This is a genomic window from Dactylosporangium sp. NPDC051485 (assembly GCF_040682015.1).
In the GTDB taxonomy this organism is placed as follows: domain Bacteria; phylum Actinomycetota; class Actinomycetes; order Mycobacteriales; family Micromonosporaceae; genus Dactylosporangium.
In genome coordinates this window covers 22,229-41,044 of sequence record NZ_JBFAZW010000026.1, presented here as the reverse complement: position 1 = coordinate 41,044, position 18,816 = coordinate 22,229, and the positions used below count along the sequence as shown (strand labels likewise).

The 18,816-nt window shown below is 71.7% G+C and carries 17 protein-coding genes; 6 read left to right on the top strand and 11 right to left on the bottom strand.

Annotated features, from left to right (window positions below; genetic code table 11):
- Positions 1-9 precede the first annotated feature (9 nt).
- The 5 genes from glpK to AB0M46_RS17390 form a co-directional block, all read right to left on the bottom strand.
- Complete coding sequence (gene glpK / locus AB0M46_RS17410) at positions 10-1,488, bottom strand: glycerol kinase GlpK (RefSeq protein WP_363337020.1); 1,479 nt, start codon at positions 1,486-1,488, stop codon at positions 10-12.
- Positions 1,481-2,281, bottom strand: coding sequence for an MIP/aquaporin family protein (locus tag AB0M46_RS17405; RefSeq protein WP_363337018.1), 801 nt, complete (start codon positions 2,279-2,281; stop codon positions 1,481-1,483). The genes glpK and AB0M46_RS17405 overlap by 8 nt, the downstream gene beginning before the upstream one ends.
- 166 nt (positions 2,282-2,447) lie before the next feature.
- Positions 2,448-4,418, bottom strand: a complete 1,971-nt coding sequence (locus AB0M46_RS17400) for a S8 family serine peptidase (RefSeq protein ID WP_363337016.1) — start codon at positions 4,416-4,418, stop codon at positions 2,448-2,450.
- Between the two features lie 660 nt (positions 4,419-5,078).
- A complete protein-coding gene (locus tag AB0M46_RS17395) occupies positions 5,079-5,462 on the bottom strand; it encodes a VOC family protein (RefSeq protein ID WP_363337100.1) in 384 nt (127 codons plus the stop codon).
- A 285-nt stretch (positions 5,463-5,747) separates the two neighbouring features.
- Positions 5,748-6,269 (bottom strand): O-acetyl-ADP-ribose deacetylase, encoded by a 522-nt coding sequence (locus AB0M46_RS17390; RefSeq protein WP_363337099.1) that lies wholly within the window; start codon positions 6,267-6,269, stop codon positions 5,748-5,750.
- 344 nt (positions 6,270-6,613) lie between these two features.
- On the opposite strand from AB0M46_RS17390, the gene AB0M46_RS17385 reads away from it, so the two are divergent.
- Both AB0M46_RS17385 and AB0M46_RS17380 read left to right on the top strand, forming a co-directional pair.
- On the top strand, positions 6,614-8,065 hold the full coding sequence (locus AB0M46_RS17385; RefSeq protein WP_363337014.1) for a DUF1996 domain-containing protein: 1,452 nt from the start codon (positions 6,614-6,616) through the stop codon (positions 8,063-8,065).
- 102 nt (positions 8,066-8,167) lie between these two features.
- Positions 8,168-8,587, top strand: a complete 420-nt coding sequence (locus tag AB0M46_RS17380; protein WP_363337012.1) for an SRPBCC family protein — start codon at positions 8,168-8,170, stop codon at positions 8,585-8,587.
- A gap of 897 nt (positions 8,588-9,484) precedes the next feature.
- On the opposite strand, the gene AB0M46_RS17375 is transcribed toward AB0M46_RS17380, so the two are convergent.
- From AB0M46_RS17375 to AB0M46_RS17360, 4 genes are all read right to left on the bottom strand, one after another.
- Positions 9,485-10,681, bottom strand: a complete 1,197-nt coding sequence (locus tag AB0M46_RS17375; RefSeq protein ID WP_363337010.1) for a hypothetical protein — start codon at positions 10,679-10,681, stop codon at positions 9,485-9,487.
- Between the two features lie 30 nt (positions 10,682-10,711).
- Complete coding sequence (locus AB0M46_RS17370) at positions 10,712-12,739, bottom strand: hypothetical protein (protein ID WP_363337008.1); 2,028 nt, start codon at positions 12,737-12,739, stop codon at positions 10,712-10,714.
- 135 nt (positions 12,740-12,874) lie between these two features.
- The gene (locus AB0M46_RS17365) at positions 12,875-13,390 is read right to left on the bottom strand and encodes an NAD(P)-dependent alcohol dehydrogenase (RefSeq protein ID WP_363337006.1); all 516 of its coding nucleotides are present in this window, start codon (positions 13,388-13,390) and stop codon (positions 12,875-12,877) included.
- 64 nt (positions 13,391-13,454) lie between these two features.
- Complete coding sequence (locus AB0M46_RS17360) at positions 13,455-13,811, bottom strand: alcohol dehydrogenase catalytic domain-containing protein (RefSeq protein WP_363337004.1); 357 nt, start codon at positions 13,809-13,811, stop codon at positions 13,455-13,457.
- Between the two features lie 108 nt (positions 13,812-13,919).
- On the opposite strand from AB0M46_RS17360, the gene AB0M46_RS17355 reads away from it, so the two are divergent.
- Positions 13,920-14,231, top strand: a complete 312-nt coding sequence (locus AB0M46_RS17355; protein WP_363337002.1) for a thioredoxin family protein — start codon at positions 13,920-13,922, stop codon at positions 14,229-14,231.
- A 33-nt stretch (positions 14,232-14,264) separates the two neighbouring features.
- Here AB0M46_RS17355 and AB0M46_RS17350 read toward each other — a convergent pair whose 3' ends face one another.
- Entirely contained in the window at positions 14,265-15,203 is a 939-nt protein-coding gene (locus AB0M46_RS17350; protein ID WP_363337000.1) for an aminoglycoside phosphotransferase family protein, read from the bottom strand.
- A 188-nt stretch (positions 15,204-15,391) separates the two neighbouring features.
- Positions 15,392-15,637, bottom strand: coding sequence for a hypothetical protein (locus AB0M46_RS17345; RefSeq protein WP_363336999.1), 246 nt, complete (start codon positions 15,635-15,637; stop codon positions 15,392-15,394).
- Positions 15,638-15,938: 301 nt separating this feature from the next.
- Between AB0M46_RS17345 and AB0M46_RS17340 the strand changes: the two genes are divergently transcribed.
- From AB0M46_RS17340 to AB0M46_RS17330, 3 genes are all read left to right on the top strand, one after another.
- Complete coding sequence (locus AB0M46_RS17340; protein ID WP_363336997.1) at positions 15,939-16,955, top strand: acyl-CoA desaturase; 1,017 nt, start codon at positions 15,939-15,941, stop codon at positions 16,953-16,955.
- 79 nt (positions 16,956-17,034) lie between these two features.
- Complete coding sequence (locus AB0M46_RS17335) at positions 17,035-17,553, top strand: YceI family protein (RefSeq protein ID WP_363336995.1); 519 nt, start codon at positions 17,035-17,037, stop codon at positions 17,551-17,553.
- 457 nt (positions 17,554-18,010) lie between these two features.
- Positions 18,011-18,475, top strand: a complete 465-nt coding sequence (locus AB0M46_RS17330; RefSeq protein WP_363336994.1) for a DUF5994 family protein — start codon at positions 18,011-18,013, stop codon at positions 18,473-18,475.
- Positions 18,476-18,816: the final 341 nt, after the last annotated feature.

Sequence of the window (18,816 nt, the reverse complement as noted above, 5' to 3'; positions counted from 1 at the left end):
GCTCCACGGTCAGGCCCCGATCTCGATCCAGTCCAGGCTTCGGCGCACGGCGTCGTGCCAGCGCTGGTAGCCCTCGGCGCGCTGCTGCGGGGTCCAGGTGGGCTTCCAGCGGTGCGACTCGTGCCAGTTGGCGCGCAGCTCCTCCGTGTCGTTCCAGTAGCCGGCCGCGAGCCCGGCGGCATAGGCGGCGCCGAGCGCGGTGGTCTCGATGACCGCGGGCCGGCTCACCGGCACGCCGAGGATGTCGGCCTGCAGCTGCATGCACAGGTCGTTGGCGGTGACGCCGCCGTCGACCTTGAGCACGTCGAGGGGCACGCCGGAGTCCTGCTGCATCGCCTCGACGACGTCGCGGGACTGGTAGCAGATCGCCTCCAGGGTGGCGCGGGCGAGGTGCGCGTCGGTGTCGTACTGCGACAGCCCCACGATCGCGCCACGCGCGTCCGCCCGCCAGTAGGGGGCGAACAGGCCGGCGAAGGCGGGCACGAAGTACATGCCGCCGTTGTCCGGCACCCGGGCCGCGAGGGTTTCGCTCTCGGCCGCGGTGGCGATGATGTGCAGGCGGTCGCGCAGCCACTGCACGGCCGCGCCGGTGATGGCGATCGAGCCCTCCAGGGCGTAGACCGGCGGCGCGGAGCCGAGCTGGTAGGCGACCGTGGTGAGCAGCCCGTGCTCGGAGCGGACCGGCTCGGTGCCGGTGTTGAGCAGCAGGAAGTTGCCGGTGCCGTACGTGTTCTTGGCCTCGCCGGGCGCGAAGCAGACCTGCCCGACGGTGGCGGCGTGCTGGTCGCCGAGCGCGGCGGTGAGCGCGATCCCCTCCGCGGTGTGGCCGTAGCCGCTGGGATCGCACGACGGGCGGATCCGCGGCAGCATCGCGCGCGGCACGCCGAAGCACGCCAGCAGCTCGTCGTCCCAGTCCAGGGTGTCCAGGTCCATGAGCATGGTCCGGCTGGCGTTGGTCACGTCGGTCGCGTGGACCCGGCCGTCGGTGAGGTTCCACAGCAGCCAGGTGTCGATGGTGCCGAAGAGCGCGTCGCCGCGCTCGGCCGCGTCCCGGGCGCCGTCGACGTGCTCGAGGATCCACTGCAGCTTGCCGCCGGAGAAGTACGTGGCCGGGCGCAGGCCGCTCTTGCGCCGGATGAGCTCGCCGCGCCCGTCGCGGTTGAGGGCCTCGGCGATCCGGTCGGTGCGGGTGTCCTGCCACACGATCGCGTTGCCGAACGGTGTGCCGGTGCGCCGGTCCCACACCACGGTGGTCTCGCGCTGGTTGGTGATGCCGAGAGCGCGGATCTGGTACCCCTGGAAGGCCTCGCCGGCGACCAGGAGCGCGTTGCGCAGGATCTCGCCCGGGTCGTGCTCCACCCAGCCGGCCCGCGGCAGGATCTGGCGGTGCTCGACCTGACGCTTGGCCACGACGCTGCCGTCGTGGTCGAACACCATCGCGCGGGTGCTGGTGGTGCCCTGGTCGATCGCCCCGATGTAGTCAGCCACTGCTCTGGTCCACCCTTCCTGGCTCACGTTGTTCGGTCGGCAGGTACCGCGCGACGGCGAGGCGATACCCCCCGGCGCCGATGACGCCGCCGATGATCGGCGCGACGATCGGCACCCAGAAGTACGGGTAGCCGGTCTGGTCCACGAACGCGCCGCCGTAGCCGGTGAAGAACGACGCCACCCGCGGCCCGAGGTCGCGCGCCGGGTTGATCGCGTACCCGGCGGCGGAGCCCCACGCCATGCCGATCGCGACGACGATGAGGCCCACGATCAGCGCCACCAGGTTGGCCTGCGGCGCGACGTTGAGGACGTCGGTGACGGCCAGGATGAGAAACAGCAGGATCGCCGTGCCGATGATCTGGTCGAGGAACGCGTTGCGCACGTCGACCGGCAGGGTGCCGTTGCCCGGCAGGGTGGAGAACACGATCTGGGTCTTGACGGTGTGCCGCGGGTCGACGGCGTGCAGCATCGACCCGTAGTTCCAGCGCACGAGCAGGGCCGCGACGAACGCGCCGAGGGTCTGCGCCAGGGAGTACGGCAGCACCTTGCGCCACTCGAAGCCGCTGAAGACGGCGAACGCCACGCTCACGGCCGGGTTGAGGTGGCCGCCGCTGATCCGCCCGGCGACGTACACGCCGAACGTCACCCCGAGTCCCCACGCCCACGCGATGCTGTCGTGCCCGCCGAGCCCACCGGCGAGGACCTGCGCGACAGAGCCACACCCGAACAGGACGAGAATCATCGTCCCGGCGAACTCCACGGAGAGTTCTGCGGCCAGCCTGTCTTTGCGCAACCAGCGCACCACAGCCATCGCCGCGCACTACCCTGCCCCGGTGCCCCTACACCACCCGCAAAAAACCGGGAGGGCCCCCGACGCATCGGGGGCCCTCCTTTTGTGCGATTGTCGTACCGCCGTCAGGAAACGACAGAATATGACAGTTTCATGACGACCGCGGTTATCAGTTGAACAGGAAATCCGCGGTGTGGGTGGTGCCGTCGATCAGCGTGACAATGAGCTGCCCGCACGTCTTCGCCTGGTTCTTCTGCGTCTTCCAGACATAGACGTACTGGTCGGCCGCCGCGTCGTAGGTCAGCGAGCTCGACCCGGCCGTGACCGTCGTCTCCACCAGGTCCTGCGGGGCCGACGTGTCGCACGCGACCGTCCGCACCGCCGGGACACCGCCGGAGAAGATGTCCAGGCCCTGGTTGCCGGAGAGACCGAACTTCACCGGAACCGCGCTGCCGGCCTTCACGACGTTGAGCTTGCCGACGTTGATCGGCGAGCCGAAGTCGCGCCAGCCGAACACCACCTGGTAGGTGACGCTGACCGGGGCGGCCGTGTTGCCGGCGCGGTCACGGCCACCGGAGCAGGTGGCGGTGAAGTAGCCGACCGTCGGACCACCGGTGAGGGACAGGGTCGCGGCCTTCGCCACGCCACTGCCGGCGTCGGTCGTCGTGCAGCCAGGCGTGACCGGCACGCCGAGCTTGACCTGCTGGCCCTGGGTAACGCCGGTGACCGCCACGGTCGGCGCGGTCACGTCCTCGGCCTCGGTGACAGCCTTGTAGGCGTTGACCATGCCGTAGCCGAAGAAGCCGTTGACCTTCGGGTTCGCGGGGTCCACCTTGCACCGGCCCTGGGTGAAGTCGGTGCCGGAGGTGGGGCAGGCAAGCGGGATCGCCTGCTTGCGCAGCAGTTCCGCGATGTAGTCCGGGGTTGCGCCCGGGTGCTTGGACACCAGCAGCGCGGCGACGCCCGCCACGTGCGGCGACGCCATCGAGGTGCCGGAGAGCGTGCGGTAGCTGCTGACCCCGGTCGACGGGGAGGTGGAGTAGATGCTCGAGCCCGGTGCGGCCACGTCCACGGCCCCGAGGCCGAAGCTCGAGAACGACGACCGCGTCGGCTGTGCGGTCAGGCTCGGCGACCACGGCCCGACGGCCGTCGCGGGGACGGTCGGCTGGGTCGTGGAGGAGACCGTCACCACGCCGGGCAGTTCGCCCGGCAGGTCGAGGCAGCTCGGGTCGAGCGTGCGGCGCACCGGGTTGGTGTCGTCGGGGCTCGTCGTGTCCACCGTCTTGTTGGCGAGGTCGTGGTTCTCGTTGCCCGCCGCCGCCACGTTGAGGATGCCGTGCTCGGTGGTGTAACCCACTGCCCGGCGGACCGCCTCGACGACCGGCGCCTGGTCGGCCTGGCTCTCGCACCAGTACAGCCAGGGGTCGATGTAGTAGCTGTTGTTCGTGACCTGAATGCCGTGCTCCGCCGCCCAGACGAAGCCGCAGATCGCGTACTCGGGGTAGATGAAGCCGTCGGAGTTGACCACCTTGATGGCGGCCAGCTTCACGCCGGGCGCGACGCCGACGATGCCGACGCCGTTCTTGGCCGAGGCGATGGTCCCGGCCACGTGCGTGCCGTGGTAGTCGGCGGTCAGGCTGGTGGGCCGCCACGCGCCCGGCGTGGTGTCGGGGGCGCCGGTACCCACGCAGTTCACGGACTTCGACTGGTCGACGACCGGCGCGAGGTCCTGGTGGTTGGCGTCGATGCCGTCGTCGAGCACACCGACCGTGACGGTGGAGCTACCGAGGCTGACCTCGTGCGCCGCACGCGCGCCGATGAGGACCATGTCGCTCTGCCGCGTCGCGTTCTCCATCGCGTCCGGCACGTAGGCCTCGACGGCCTCGGTGTCCTCGGCCATGGCGGGCAGGGCCGCGGTCCGGGTCGCGCCCACCGAGTGAACGGCGTCGCCCTTGGCGGAACCCTTCACCGCCTGGACGAACGACGGGTTCGTGGAGCGAGCGATGACGACGCCGATCTGGGCGTACGACACCGTCACCGTGCCGCCGGCCGCGGTGACAGCAGCGGCGGCGTCCGCCGTGCGCTCCTTGCTCACCGCGTTGACGACGTAACTGAGATTGGGGCCGGTCGTTTCGGCCATCGCGGGCAATGGCGCGAGTGCTGCGCCCGCCACGACGGTCGTCGCCGCTGTCGCGGCGAATAAGGCATACCTGGGCAACCGGGAGTTCAAATCCTGGCCTCCTGCGAATGGGGGGTGACCCCACGATCTGATTGGGGCCCGATGATCCTATTGGCGCCCCCGCTCGAACTTCACTCGTCTGTACGGCCGATAGTCGCCATCGGTCAGAAACGCCTATTTTTCCGTTCACCAAAGACTGCTAGCCCTGCGCGCCAGAACGAGGCCGCGGGGCTTTTGCCATGTCAATTGGCCCGCCGCCAGCGCCGAGCACCCACCGATAGGTGACATAACGCCAGGTGGCAATTTCGCCGATTCTTCCCGATGGCCGCGCCCGCAGTAACAACCAGGCGTGCCAATTCGCTTCTTCTTGGCTCACTTTCGCAGCAGCTCTATGCGACGCCGCCGAGCAGGTGCCATTCGAGGCAACGGTCGGCGGCGGCTACCTGGTCGCCATCTGCGTCACCGTGCCCGCGGGCGCGCAGATCCCGGCGTCGCGCGTTGCGTCCGCAGGAGCGCAGCCCGCTCGCGGCGGTACCGGTCGGCGGTCCGCACAAGGATGGGCCGGGTGCGGCAACTTCCCAGGTATGGGGGCGGTCCGGCGCGGACCGCCCCCAACTGGTGCTACGTGGCGGCCCGCTCGGCGACGCTGCGCTCCACGCAGAACTCGTTGCCTGCCGGGTCCACGAGCGTGACCCAGCCGGTGCCGTCCGGCCGGCGGTGGTCCTCGAAGAGCTTCGCGCCGACCCCGATCAGCCGATCGACCTCTTCATCTCGGGTGCGATCCTGAGGTTGCAGATCGAGGTGTACACGGTTCTTCACCAGCTTGCCCTCAGGCACTCGGATGAACAGCATCGTTGGCTGCCCCTCGGCGATCAGCACCACCTCGGGGTCGCCGGGCTCGTCCTCGACGCGCATCGGGCGGCCGACCGCCATCGACCAGAACCGTGCCAACTCGTACGGATCACCAGTCGTATCGAAGGTGATGTTGCGAATGCTTGCGACCATCGCACTCTCCAAAGTGGATGCGTGCGCCCCGAAGTCGCAGCAGGTCAGCGGTGCCGGCGGTGGGGCGCGGGGATTCATCAGTGAACATCTCAACCGCACCTCCTCTCGCCAAAGGCTGACCACGCGATCGTCGCATCCCCCAACCAGTCCTGCAACCCGCAACCCTCTCGGCGGCTTGGCCGCCGAGCGGTGGCGTGGAAGCGGCTCGCCGGGCGGTTGGCGCCAGCGGGGCCGAGCGCGCCGATGGCGGCGTTACGGAGGGCGATACCGCCTCGGACCGATCCGTCAGGCGCGGCCGAAACCCGCCCGGGCCGCTTCGGCGACCTGGCGGGTGGCGTCGTCGAAGAGAACGAGGCGGACGAGCTCGATGCCCGCCGGCGGGTCCCGCAGCACGGTCAGCGCCTGGAGCGCGGCATCCTCCTTCGGCCAGCGGTACACCCCGGAGGAGATCAGCGGGAAGGCGACCGACGCCGCGCCGAGGCCGGCCGCGACGGTGAGCGACCGCTCGTAGCACTGGCGCAGCAGCGGCGAGCGGTCCTCGGCGGCGCTCCACACCGGGCCGACGGTGTGGATGACCCAGCGGGCCGGGAGGCGCCCGGCGGTGGTCGCCACCGCCTGGCCGACCGGCAGGCCCCGGCCGTACCGGCTGGCCCGCAGCGCCCGGCACTCCTCCAGGATCGCGGGGCCGCCCTTGCGGTGGATCGCGCCGTCCACCCCGCCCCCGCCCAGCAGCGACGAGTTCGCCGCGTTGACGATCGCGTCGACCCGCTCGGCGGTGATGTCGCCCGTGACCAGCTCGATCTCCACACTGGACATCATCGCCCACACCCGCGCGCCCGGGCCCGCCGGCACAGCCCGCCAGAAGTCCTCGGCCGCGATCGGTTCGAGGGCAGCACGGGTTCGCCGCGGCCGTGCTCGACGATCGGCGGGCGGGCGGGCACGATGGTCCAGTCCGCGCTCCCCTCGCACAGGTGGGCGCAAAACTAAGCAGAATTTAAGCCAAAAACGGTAATCGAGAGGGCCTCGCCACCCTGCCTGCGCATCCGCCGGAGTGCTCTCCTAATTCTTCCTTTTCCTCTTGAACAAAGCCTCTGAGCTGCGCATGCTTGCTTCGCGAATACGGAAGCAAGACGACCCGACAAAGGATCGAAATGCGAACAGCAAAGCGTGTGATCATCGGGGCCGCGGTCGTCGCGGCCGTCGCGGCGGCCAGCGGGATCTACCTCGCCACCGCCAGCGCGGACGAGATCGGGGCGGGCACCAAGCTCGAGGCCGAGGCGTGGTCGGCCCAGTCCGGTGCGCAGACCGAGAACACCGCCGACGCCGGAGGCGGCAAGAACGTGGGCTGGCTCGCCAACGGCGACTGGATGCGGTACGACAACGTCAGCCTCGGCGGCACGGACCTCACCGCCCGCATCGCCGCGCAGAACAAGGCCGGCGGATCGATCGAGCTGCACCTCGGCTCCCCCGCGGGCGAACTCCTGGCCACGTTCCCGGTCGCGTACACGGGCGGCTGGCAGAAGTGGACGACCGTGACGGCGAAGGCGAGCCGGGTGCCGTCGGGGCCGCAGAGCCTCGTCGCGGTCATGAAGAGCGCCCAGCAGTGGGACTTCGTGAACATCAACTACTTCACGCTCGGCGCCAACGGGTCGCACAGCTCGGCCACGGCGACCGTCGCGCCGCCGTCCACCGCGGCACCGACCACTGGGGCACCGTCCACCGCGGCGCCGTCGGCTTCCGCCGGTACACCTGCGGCGGGTTGGGTCGACGTCGACAAGGTCAAGTGGCAGCAGGAGCTGGCCGCCTTCAACGCGGTCAAGCAGCTGCCGGTGCCGGCCGGCACCACGCGGGTGGCCGAGTTCCACACCGACTGCTCGGTGTCCAACGAGGCCAAGGACGACCCGATCGTCCTGCCGGGCCTGCCGGGGGCCTCGCACATGCACACCTTCTTCGGCCCGACCGTGGACGCGGCCACGAAGACGGCCGACCTGTTCGCCCGCAGCACGACCTGCAACGCCAAGGGCGACAACAGCGCCTACTGGGTGCCGCAGCTGCTGCTGAACGGCCAGCCGGTCAAGATGAAGAGCTTCCGGGTGTACTACGGTTCGCGCCTCGCCGACCCGTCGGTCACGGTCCCGTTCCCGCCCGGCCTGGTCATGGTGCACGGCGACGCCAAGCGGCAGGTGGACACGCCGAAGGGGGCCACCGGCCAGTTCTGGTGCGCCGGCAGCGCGGAGACCGGTCGCAGCAGCGACGGCAACTGGCCCGTCTGCGCCCCGGGTGGCAACCTCATCTTCCAGCTGGTCTTCCAGGACTGCTGGGACGGCCAGCACATCGACTCGCCGGACCACAAGTCGCACATGGGCCCGATGCAGAACGGCCAGTGCACCGGCAAGTACCCGGTCGCCATCCCCAACCTGTCGTTCATGGTCAACTACGACTCCCTCGGCGGCAACGGCCTGTCGCTGTCCTCGGGCATGGCCTCGTCGATGCACGGCGACTTCATGAACGCCTGGAACCCCGACAACCTCGGCCCGCTGGTGAAGATCTGCCTCGACGCCAAGGCCAAGTGCGGCACCACCCCGTCCTTCACGGGCGGCTGATGCTCCCGGCACCATCCGGGCTGCAAGGCGGAACTGCCTGATTACCGAACTGCTTGATGACGGGGCTGCGCCGCGCGCTCGCGCGGCGTAGCCTCGTTGTCGATGGCCTCGATACGGGTGGAGACGGTCGTCGCGGCGCCGCCGGACGAGGTCTGGGCGGCGATCGCGGACGTGGGTGCGGTGCACCGGAAGCTCCTGCCGAACCGCGTCGCCGATGCCCGCGTCGAGGGCGACACCCGGATCCTGACCATGCCGGACGGCACCGAGGTGCGCGAGCTCATCGTCGCGATCGACCACACGGAGCGCCGCCTCGCCTACTCGGTCCAGGGCCCCGGCCGGATGGCCCTCGCGCACCACCACGCGGCGTTCCAGGTGTTCGACCACGACGGCGGCCGCAGCCGGCTGGTGTGGGTGACCGACGTCCTGCCCCACGCCGTCGCCCCGGCCGTGCGGGCACGGGTCTCGGTCGGCATCGAGGAGATGCGCGCCGTCCTCGAGTCAGCGGTGCAGCGCCGCCCGTAGCCGCAGCGGCGGGTGCGGCCAGCGGTGCCGGCGCGGGGCCGCGACCGCCCGCACCGCTGCCCGCGACCGCAACCTCATGGTGACGGCGCTGTACCTGGACGTCGGCCGGCGCATGTGGTGGCCCAGCGCACTGTCCGACGTGGCCGATGCGCCGTCGCCGGAACCACGAGAGCTCATTGGCTCAGGTCCGCGTCAGTAACGGACCGCTGCTCCCACCGGCGCCTGGTCCGGGTCGATCAGCGCGAAGCCTTGTCGAGCCAGACCGGGCGAACCGGGCCGGGCCCTCCCGGCTCCGCGGGGCAAGAACATTAGGCTGGGTCCATGGGCATGCTCGATATGCTCGCCGCCCGCGTGGCCGCCGGTGCGACGGTCGACTTCCGTCCCACCGGCGGCTCGATGGTGCCCCTCATCCGCAGCCGCCAGCTCGTCACGGTGGCCCCGGTCGACCCCGCGAGGCTCGAGGTCGGCGACATCGTCCTGGCCCGGGTGGCCGGCACGACCTACCTGCACCTGGTCTCGGCCTTGGCCGCGGGCCGCATCCAGATCAGCAACAACCACGGCCGGATCAACGGCTGGACCACCCCGCAGCGCGTCTTCGGCATCTGCACGGCCGTTGACGGCACCCCCCGCCCCCCGCCTGACCGGCAAGCTCCGCCCGGCCTGACCGTGCCCGGCGCGGGCGGATGCCGCCGCCGATCGGCTGCGGCAGCTTCCCGGTGTCGATACCGCGCTGGTCTCGCCGCCGGTACCCGCGGCGTCGCCCTTCGCCACGCGTTAGCAGCGCCGCGCGTCGAAGCCCTGCGCGACCCGCTCCATCACCCCGGCAAACCCCACTCCGGCAACCTACCGCCGGGTGGCGATCCCGGCGAACACCGCGGCCGTCCCGCGGCGCCGGCCTCAGCGGCTCATCGATATCGTGTACGCCTCCTCGCGCACGTCGACGTCCGGATGGCGGCGCAGCTGCGCCACCAGATCCCGCCACGGCGAGCGCCACCCGTAGCCAGCGCCGTGGCGGACCAGCGCCACCGCGAACAGCCCGCCCGCGAGGTCGCCGCGGCGGGCCAGGCGAGCGACGGTGGCGGGCAGGGCGCCCAGGCCGGGCCAGTCGCCGAGGCCGCGCAGGCGGGCGCCGACGTGCTCGGCAGCGCGGACCGCGAGGATCGGCCGCCCCGCGCACAGCCCGGCGATCTCGTCCAGGTTGTCCAGCCGGCCGAGGCCGACCAGCAGGCCCGTGGCCGTGGCGGTGAACGACGGATGCCCGGCGAGCCGCCGCGCCGGCTCGAGCAGCGCGGACCGGTCGGCGCCGGCCGGGCGACGGTCGGACCCCGCGGCGGCGCCGAGGGCGAGCAGGCCGATGCGGCGGCGGGCCGGGCGGTCCGCGGCCGGGTCGTCCAGCCGGTCGTCGCCCGCGTCCCGGTCCAGCAGCCGGGCCAGCGCGGCGCCGAACACCCCGTCGCCGCCGGCCTCCAGCAGCCCGGCGACCTCGACGTTGTGCAGCGTCTCGCCGAGGTCGGCGAGCCGTTCCACGACCACGTCGGCGGCCCCGGTGAGCCACGGCCCCCACTGCCCGAGCCGGGCGAAGGCGGACTGGCGGATCTCCCGGTCGGCGGCCCGGCAGGCCTCGAGCACGAACGCGCCGTAGCGCGGGCGGTACCGCTGCGGCACCGTGTGCGGGTAGGCGGCCAGGACCGCCCGGCGCTCTTCGCGGCTGCCGCCGGCCGCGGCCCGCAGAATGGCCCAGCTCGCCTCGGTGTGCAGCCGCTGGCGGGCGGCGGAGACGATCGCCGCGCGCACGTCCCGGTGCGTGTCCTGCCCCGAGTAGACCTCGAGCAGCGTCTCCATCGCCCGCGGCGGGCCGTAGTGGGCCAGCAGCCGGGCCGCCTCCTTGCGGCTGGTGACCTTCCCCGGACTCGTGAGCGTCTCGGCCAGCGCCCCTGCCAGCCGCGACGGGCGGACGTGCGCACAGGCCCGAGCGGCGGCGTAGAGGGCGACCCGGGCCCGGTCCCCGCCGGCGTAGCGCAGCAGCACCGGCAGCGCCTCGTCCGGCCGGTCGGTCCAGATCAGCGCGCCCAGCGCCGCCTCGGCGATCGGCACCTCGGCGTCGTCGAGGTGGCGCAGTACCAGCTAGCGCCCGAGGCCGGGAACGACCGCGGCGGCCCGGATCGCCGCCGCCCGCCCCCACACGGGCAACTGCGCGTCGCCGGCGAGCGCCGCCTGCAGCTGCACGAAGCGGGCCTGCTGGCGCGGCAGCCAGCGCTCGACGTGCGGCGCCCAGCCCGGCACCCAGCGGATCCCCGGCTGCACGAACCGGCCCTGCGGCGCACGGTCCAGCACCCGGTCGAGCAGGTCGGTGCGGGAGCCGCACAGGGTGGCCCACACCGGGTGGAGCGCCGCCGCCGACGCGTCGATCGCGAGTACTTCGCCGACCCGGTCCGCGCGGGTCCGCGGGTCGGCGAGCCACTGGTCGATCGCCACGGCCGCGACCGAGGACAGGGTCTGCGGCCCGATCGCCCGGCGCAGCAGGTCCTGCAGGCCGGGAAGCCCCCACGCCCGGCGGCCGAGCGCTTGGGTGAGCGCGAACAACGGGCCGTACCATCCCCGGTCCATGCCCGCCTCCACCCAGTCCCGCAGCCGCTCGAAGACCACCGTCTCCTGCCCGCGGCGCAGCACCGTGTCAAAGCGGCGCAGCACCGGCGTCTTCGCCCCGGTGCTCACCAGGTCGATCGTGAGCAGCGCCCATGCGCGTAGCGGCGGCACGGCGACGTGGTGGCGCAGCACGTCGGCGGCGAGCGCCCCGAGCGCGGCCGTGGTGGCGGCCGAGGCATCGCGGGCCTCGACGGCGTCGGTGGTCAGCCGGGTGAGCCCGTCCGCCGTCTCGGCGCTCAGCAGCGGCGCCACCTTGGCCAGCCGGGTGAGCGCGGCCGCCCGCACCGGGTCCTGCTCGTTGCGCAGCCGCCCGAGCCGACCGACGACCTCGGCCACCGCCCGCGGATCGCGGGACCGGTGTGCGGCGAGGACCAGCAGCGCGTAGCCGTGCGCCCGCTCGTCGGCGTCGCCGGAGCGCAGCGCCCCGTCCAGCGCCGCGACGGCGTCCGGCCACGCCAGGTAGGAGCTCCAGACGCGCACGTCGGACTCCCGCTCGCGGGTCCGCGCCAGGCCCAGCACCCGGGTGGCCTCGCGGACGCGGATCGCGGTCGGCAGTACCTCCATGATCTCGGCCGACGGGACCAGCGTCGCGGTGTCGGACTCCGCGTAGGCCAGGTCGTACAGCTCCGCCCGCCGGCCCGGGGCGAGCTCACCGAGCAGGTCCGCGAGGGCCTGTTCGCGCTCACGGTACCGGGCGGCGAGCGGCGCCAGCTCCCGCGCCGGCAGACCGGCGAGGCGGCGCAGCAGGCCCGGGCCCAGCCTCGTGCGCTGCAACCAGACGGCCCGGCCCGGCGCCAGCAGCAGCCGCAGGACGCGCCCGGCATCGTGCCTGGCGAGCGGCCCGTACGCGCCGATCCACCCGGGCAGCCGGTCCTCGGGCGCGTACTGTTCCAGCAGTTCGAGCGCCCGCGGCGGGTCGCAGTGCAGCACGGCGCGGGCGGCCTCGTCCCAGATGCCGGCCCACCGCTCTGGCGGGGTCGCGGCCAGCCGCTCCCGCACGCGGTCCAGCAGCGGGCCGGGGTGGCGGCGCACCAGGCGCCCGAGGTCGGCCGCGTGCTCCAGCTCGGGCAGCAGCGCGCGCACCGTGGCATCGGCGCAGGCGGGCAGCAGCTCGGCCGCCTCCTCGTCGCCGAACTCGGCCCGGACCTCGGCGACCAGCGCGTCGGCGACCCCCGGCACGCGACGGCGGCGCAGGCTGCGGTACACGCGGCGGCGCTCCACCGCCGGGCGGTCAGCCACACCGTCCACCACCTGTCCGGCGCGCAGCGCGGCGAAACGGATCGAGGGCTGCGGGTCGCGCGCGCCGGCCGCGATGCCCTCGGCATCCTGGGCCACCATGGCCGCGACCAGGGCGAGGTGCCGCTCGTACGGGCCGTGCTCCCGCAGGTCGGCGCAGACCTCGGCCCGGTCCGTGGCGGTCCGCGCCCACTCGGCGATGCGGCGCATCCGCAGGCGGTACGACAGTGGATCCAGCGACGTCAGCAGTTCACGGGTGGCGGCGAGCACGCGCTCATTCTGCCCGTGTCCCGGGCCGCGGCGAGATCATTTTTCGCCCGGGCGCACCGCCGGTTCGGCCGAGGGTCATAACCGCGGGCCCGGCCTTGCCGTCGTCGGCTATGGATCGATGCTCGCCCGGCCCCCTCACACCGTCACGACGACGTTGCCCCGCTTGTGTCCCGTCTCGACGTATCGGTGCGCCTCCACGATCTCGTCCAGGCTGTACTGGCGATCGACCACGATGCGCAGCCCGTCCCGCTCGAGCAGCTCCCGCAGGTACCGCAGCGCCTCGTGCTTGCGCACCGACATGCCGGCGCGAACCCGCGGCCCGGGGCGAAGTCTGGTCAGGATGGCCAGCACGACGTTCCACAGCCCGGTGGTCGACAGGTAACAGCCGGTCGGGGTGAGCACCCGCCGGGCCTTGCGGAACGAGCTCTTGCCGACCGCGTCGAACACCACGTCGTAGCGTCGCGACCCCGCGGTGAAGTCCTCGGCACCGTAGTCGACGACCCGGTCGGCGCCGAGCGACGCGACCAGCTCCACATTGCGCGCGCCGCACACGCCGGTGACGTGGGCGCCGAGGTGTTTGGCCAGCTGTACCGCATAGCCGCCGACGCTGCCGGCCGCCCCGTTGACCAGGACCCGCTGGCCGGGCCGCACGCCGGCGAGGTCACGCAGGAAGTACAGCGCGGTGCTGCCCCCGTCGACGGCAGCGACGGCCCGCTCAGACCAGGGAGGCGTCGGCCGGCAGGCACGCGTACTCGGCGTACCCGCCCAGCCGGAACGCGGTGAAGCCGTAGACCTGCTCGCCCGGCCGGAACGTGGTCACACCCCGGCCGACGGCGGCGATCTCCCCGGCCAGTTCCATCCCGAGCACCCGGGTCCGCCGCCGCGGCCGCAGCACCCCGATGACCGGCCGCCCCCAGATCGGCCGCCCGCGCCGCATCAGGCACTCCGCGGTGGTGACGGTGGTGGCGTACACCCTGACCAGCACCTGCCCCGGTCCCGGCTCGGGGCGGGGGACCTGCCGGACCTGCAACACCTCGGGCGGGCCGTACCCGGTGAAGATCGCTGCTCGCACCCGATCCGTGCTCGGCGCACGCACTGTGACCAGCCTGAGCCCAGCTGTGCCGGGGCTCAGGCTCGGCCGGGACGACCCGCCGCCGCGCGGAGGAGCAGTATTGACGGCATGCAGGTGACGTTGTGGTACTTCGCGGACTGCCCGAACTGGCGTGTCGCCGACGACCGGTTGCGCCGGGCGCTGGACGAGACCGGGAACACCGACGCCGAGGTGCGATTGATGGCGGTGGAGACGGAGGAGGAGGCCGGCGCGGTCGGCTTCGCCGGCTCCCCATCGTTCACGGTCGACGGCGTCGACCTGTTCGGCGAGGGCCGGCCCGCGGGCACCCTGGCCTGCCGGATCTACCACACGCCAACCGGCCTGGCCGGCGTGCCCGAGGTGGCCGACCTCGTCGCCGCGCTCGCCGCAAGACGATCCTGATCCTGCGAAGCGGGCGCCGGGCGTGGTGGCTGTTCATGGCTGGGGGCTGGTGACGGCGCCGGCCGTGTACTCGGAGAAGATCTCGCCGAGGACGCGCAGCGCGTTCGCGGCCGGCTCGTCGGCGTCGCCCAGGGTGGAGGAGCAGGTGACGAGCGTCTTCCACAGGGCCCAGCCGCGCCCACGCGCCCACGTCGCATCATCGAGGGACAGCCGCTCCCGAAACGCCTGCCGGCCGTCGGCGCTCAGCAATGTCCACGCGACTGCCAGATCGCAGGAGGGATCGCCGACGCCGCATGTCCCGAAGTCGATGACGGCCGCCAGCTCGCCGTCGTTGAGCAGGAGATTCCCCTGCGCGATGTCGCCGTGCAACCAGGTCTCCACACCGTCCCAGCGCGCGTCCAGTGCGTTGTTCCAGATCTCGCGAGCCAGGTCGACGTTGACGTGGCCGCCGAGCGCCGCGAGCGCGCGCTGGGCTAACCCGTCGTAGGTGCGCAGCGTGCCGCCCCGGTACCAGTTGTGCAGTCCGGGGCGGGGACCGTCAGCGGTGTCGACGCTCTGCAAGGCCGCCAGGAACTCGGCCAGGTCGAGCGCGAATCGGACGGGGTCGGCGATACGGTCCAGGCTCGCAGGCTCGCCGTCGAGCCACTGGTAGATCGACCACGAGTAGGGGTAGCCCGCGTCAGGTTCGCCTTTCGCCAGCGGCCTGGGGATGGGCAGCGGGAGTTGGGGCGCGAGCACCGGAAGCCACTGGTGTTCCTTGTCGACCGCCTCGGCGTACTCGGATGCGCTCGGCAATCGCACCGACTTCTGGGAGCCGAGGTGGAAGGTCCAGTTGTCCCAGCCACCGCTGGCTACCGGCTCGACCGGGAGGCCGGTCCACTGAGGGAACTGACCGGCGACGAGCCGGCGCGCCTGTTCCGCGTCGACGGCAATGCGCTCGGGCGCGGGACCGAGATGTGGTGTGTCGCTCACTGGGACATCCTTGTCCGATGACCTGATGTTGGGCCACCCGTACCCGCCGCGCTGCGTAAGACCAGCCGCCGCGATAGCTCGGACGGCATCGAGTACCCCGACGGTCGCCGCGCGTCCACCCTGCACGACATGCGAATGCCGGACCCGGCCCCCAGGCAAGGCTGCTGATGCTGGGACCACCGGCGGTGTCACATCGACGGATATTGTCCCCAGGGGTTGCGGCGCAGCGGCGCACGCGGCACAGGTGAGGTACAGCTCGATCTTGCCTGGCCCTGTTGCGTCGCTGCTCGAGGCGCAGCGGCGCACACGGCGTCACGGGCCAGGATCGCCACGGCGTGGGCGGCCACCCGGATGCTGCCGGCGCCGGTCGGCTCCAGGGTGTACCAGACGTCGTGGAGCAGCTGGGCGAGGCGGCGCATGACGGTGGCGGTCATGACCGGCGGCGCGGTGATCGGGATGGAGGCGAGGGCGAGGATCGGGGTCCGCAGGTCGCCGCGCTCGGTCAGGGCAGCCCTGCAGTGGGGACAGTACCGATCTCTGGCGCATTCGTGTTGACACGTCACCTCATTCCGCGGCCGGGGCCGCCGTGCCGCCGCGGCGGGTTGGCCCGTTCGGCCAGGGGTATGCAGGCCTGGTTCGCCCCGGATCCCGGCGGCTTATCGTCACCGACCTGCGGCTGGAGCAGTGATGCGGCCAAGAATGGTAGCCATAACAGGACCTGAGAGCGGGAAATGGTTGGGCACGGGTGTCCGGGGAAGCGCGTACGCAGAGCTCTCCCGGCGGGTCAAGCGAGCTGGTCTACTGGACCGGCGGCCCGGCTACTACGCCGGGCAGATCGCCGTCACATCGGCGTTGTGCGCCGCCGGCATTGCAGCGTTCGTGGTGGTCGGCGAGTCCTGGTGGCAGCTGGCCGTGGCAGCATACGCTGCGGTGGTCTCCACCCAGCTGGGCTTCCTCGGTCACGATGCCGGGCACCGGCAGGTCTTCCGGACCGGCCGGGCCAACTACGTCCTCGGCGTGCTCCTCGCCAACGTCGGCGTGGGATTCAGCTACGACTGGTGGGTCGACAAACACAGCCGCCACCACGCCCACCCGAACGACGAGGACCGGGATCCCGACATCGGCGCCGGCGCGCTGGTCTTCACCACCGGACAGGCACGGAACAGGGGCCCGGCCGCCCGTCGTTTCCACCGCTACCAGGCGTGGACGTTCTTTCCGCTGCTATTGCTGGAGGCGGTCAACCTGCGGGTCGCCAGCGTGCGGTACCTCCTCGTCAACCGCACCCGGCCACGGATACGCGAGGCCCTGCTGATGAGTGTGCACGGTGCCGCATACTTGACGGCCGTGTTCGTGGCGCTCTCACCGGTGAAAGCGCTGGTCTTCATCGCCGTGCACCAAGGCCTGTTCGGGTTGCACCTGGGCTGTGCATTCGCACCGAACCACAAGGGCATGCCGCTCCTGAGTGACTCCGACGCCGCCGACTATCTGCGGCGCCAGGTCCTGACGTCGCGGAACGTCCGCGGGCACTGGCTCATCGATTTCGCGCTCGGTGGCCTGAACTACCAGATCGAGCACCACCTGTTCCCGTCGATGCCCCGAGGGAACCTGCGCCACGCCCAGCACATCGTCAGAGCGTTCTGCCGCGACCAGCACGTGCGCTACGTCGAGACGGGACTGCTGTCGTCCTACGCCCAAGCGCTACGCCACCTCGACACCGTCGGCAGAGTCCCCGCCCACCCACTCCTACCGTGACCCACGTCGAACGGCAAGCCACGATCGATTTCGGTCCCGGGCAACTCCATGAAGTCCCCGGCCTCATCCGGAGACGACCGTGACCCAGCCAACGCCGACCACCCCCGCAACGGGCACGTACCACATCATGGCTGCCCGCTCCGCCGTCAGGTTCCAGACCAACCACCTCTTCGGCCTGACGAACGTCGCCGGCACGTTCGCCGTCCGCTCCGGCCACATCGTCATCGCCACACCGATAACCGCGTCGACCGCGACCGTGTCCATCGACGCGGCGAGCTTCACTACCCGCAACCGTCGACGCGACGCGGCCGTGCGTTCGGCGAAGTTCCTCGACACCGCCCATCACCCTGACATCACCTTCACATCGCACGGCGCGCGCCGCTACGGCAACCAGTGGCTGGTGTACGGCGACCTCACCGTCCGCGCCACCACCCGCCCGGTCGAACTCACCATCGAGCACCTCCAAACCAGAGACGACGAGCTGCGTGCGCAGGCCACCGCTCTCATCGACCGTTACGCCTTCGGCGTCACCAGATCCAAAGCCATCACCGCCCGCTACCTCAACCTCATTCTCGAGGTCACTGCCATCCACAGCTGACGCCGACCCGACATCGGCGGCCCCTCCGTCCGTCACTGCGTCCAGAGCCGAACGAACTTGGCGCCGGCCCTCACGGCCATTGTGTGGGGAGGCCGCCACGGTTGGTCCGCTGCAAGGGCCGGCTCCTCGTGGAGCAGCACGCATGGTCGTAGGTGATCGGTGCGATGGTCACCGGAGTGAGGGTGATCAGGATCCAGCGGTGCTGGCACAGCTGGTCGCGCTACGGAGGTTAGCGCCGTTCGGAAGTCGTCAGCGGCGCGGCCCTCCGGTCGCCCGAGCGCAGCTCATCCCTGTCGGGCGACGACCAGGCGTATCATCAAGTGACCACTGGTACGTCGGCTGCGTGCACAGCCCCCAAGAGGACCGCCATTCCGGTTCCGGGTCTCCACAAACCTTTGCGACGTGATGACGCGCCCGACACCGACGCCTTCGACGCACGTCGACAGAAAGGTCCGCCATGCCTGCCGCGGCTCGACACACCACCTTTATTCCCGCTGGCTCCTCCGTACAGCCTCGACTCTCCCTCTCTTCGGACCGGGTGTCCCGAGCGGTCCTCAACGGTGGATGGTGGCCACGCTCCCGGGATCCCGCGGCGGAGCTGCCCGGGTTGCTCGCCGCCATGACCGACCATTACGGACCGATCCGCCGGCTGATCCTCAACAGCCACGCCTGGGACGCCGGCTTCGATCGCCTCGTGGTCGGCTCCGGCACGGTGCAGGTCCGGTGGTTCAGCACCGCCGAACCGAGCCTCCTCGTCGCCATCACTGAGCCCGGCGATCAGGTCAACCTGCTCGTCGTGCCACCCGCCACCAGCGCGGTCACCGCCAGGACCGCGATGGCCAAGGCAGCCGACCCCGCCAACCGGCTGCACGCCCCCGCCATCCTCGCGGCGCTGTCCAACGCCCTCACCGACCGCGGTTGAAGGCGCCGGCGGGCGTTGGGCGCCCCGCTGCTGCAACGCTTCAAGACCGTGCGCAGGACGCAGACTGAGCTTCGGTCTCGGGTTCGCCCGCCGCAGGATCGCATGCTCGTGACGCAGCACGAGCAGTTCCGGCTCCAGACTCGCGTTGTCGCGGGCAAGCAGGACTTACGACGACGGAGGGGCCGGTGGCATCCGCCGGCCCCTCCGTGCGCAGGCCCCCGCCAGTCGTCGATCGTGCCGGCGGGAGAGCGGGCCTACCTGCCCACGTCCGGAGTGCGCGGAGCACCCGGAGGACGTGGAGTGCCTGGAGTACCTGTGGCGCCCGGGGTACCTGTCGCGCC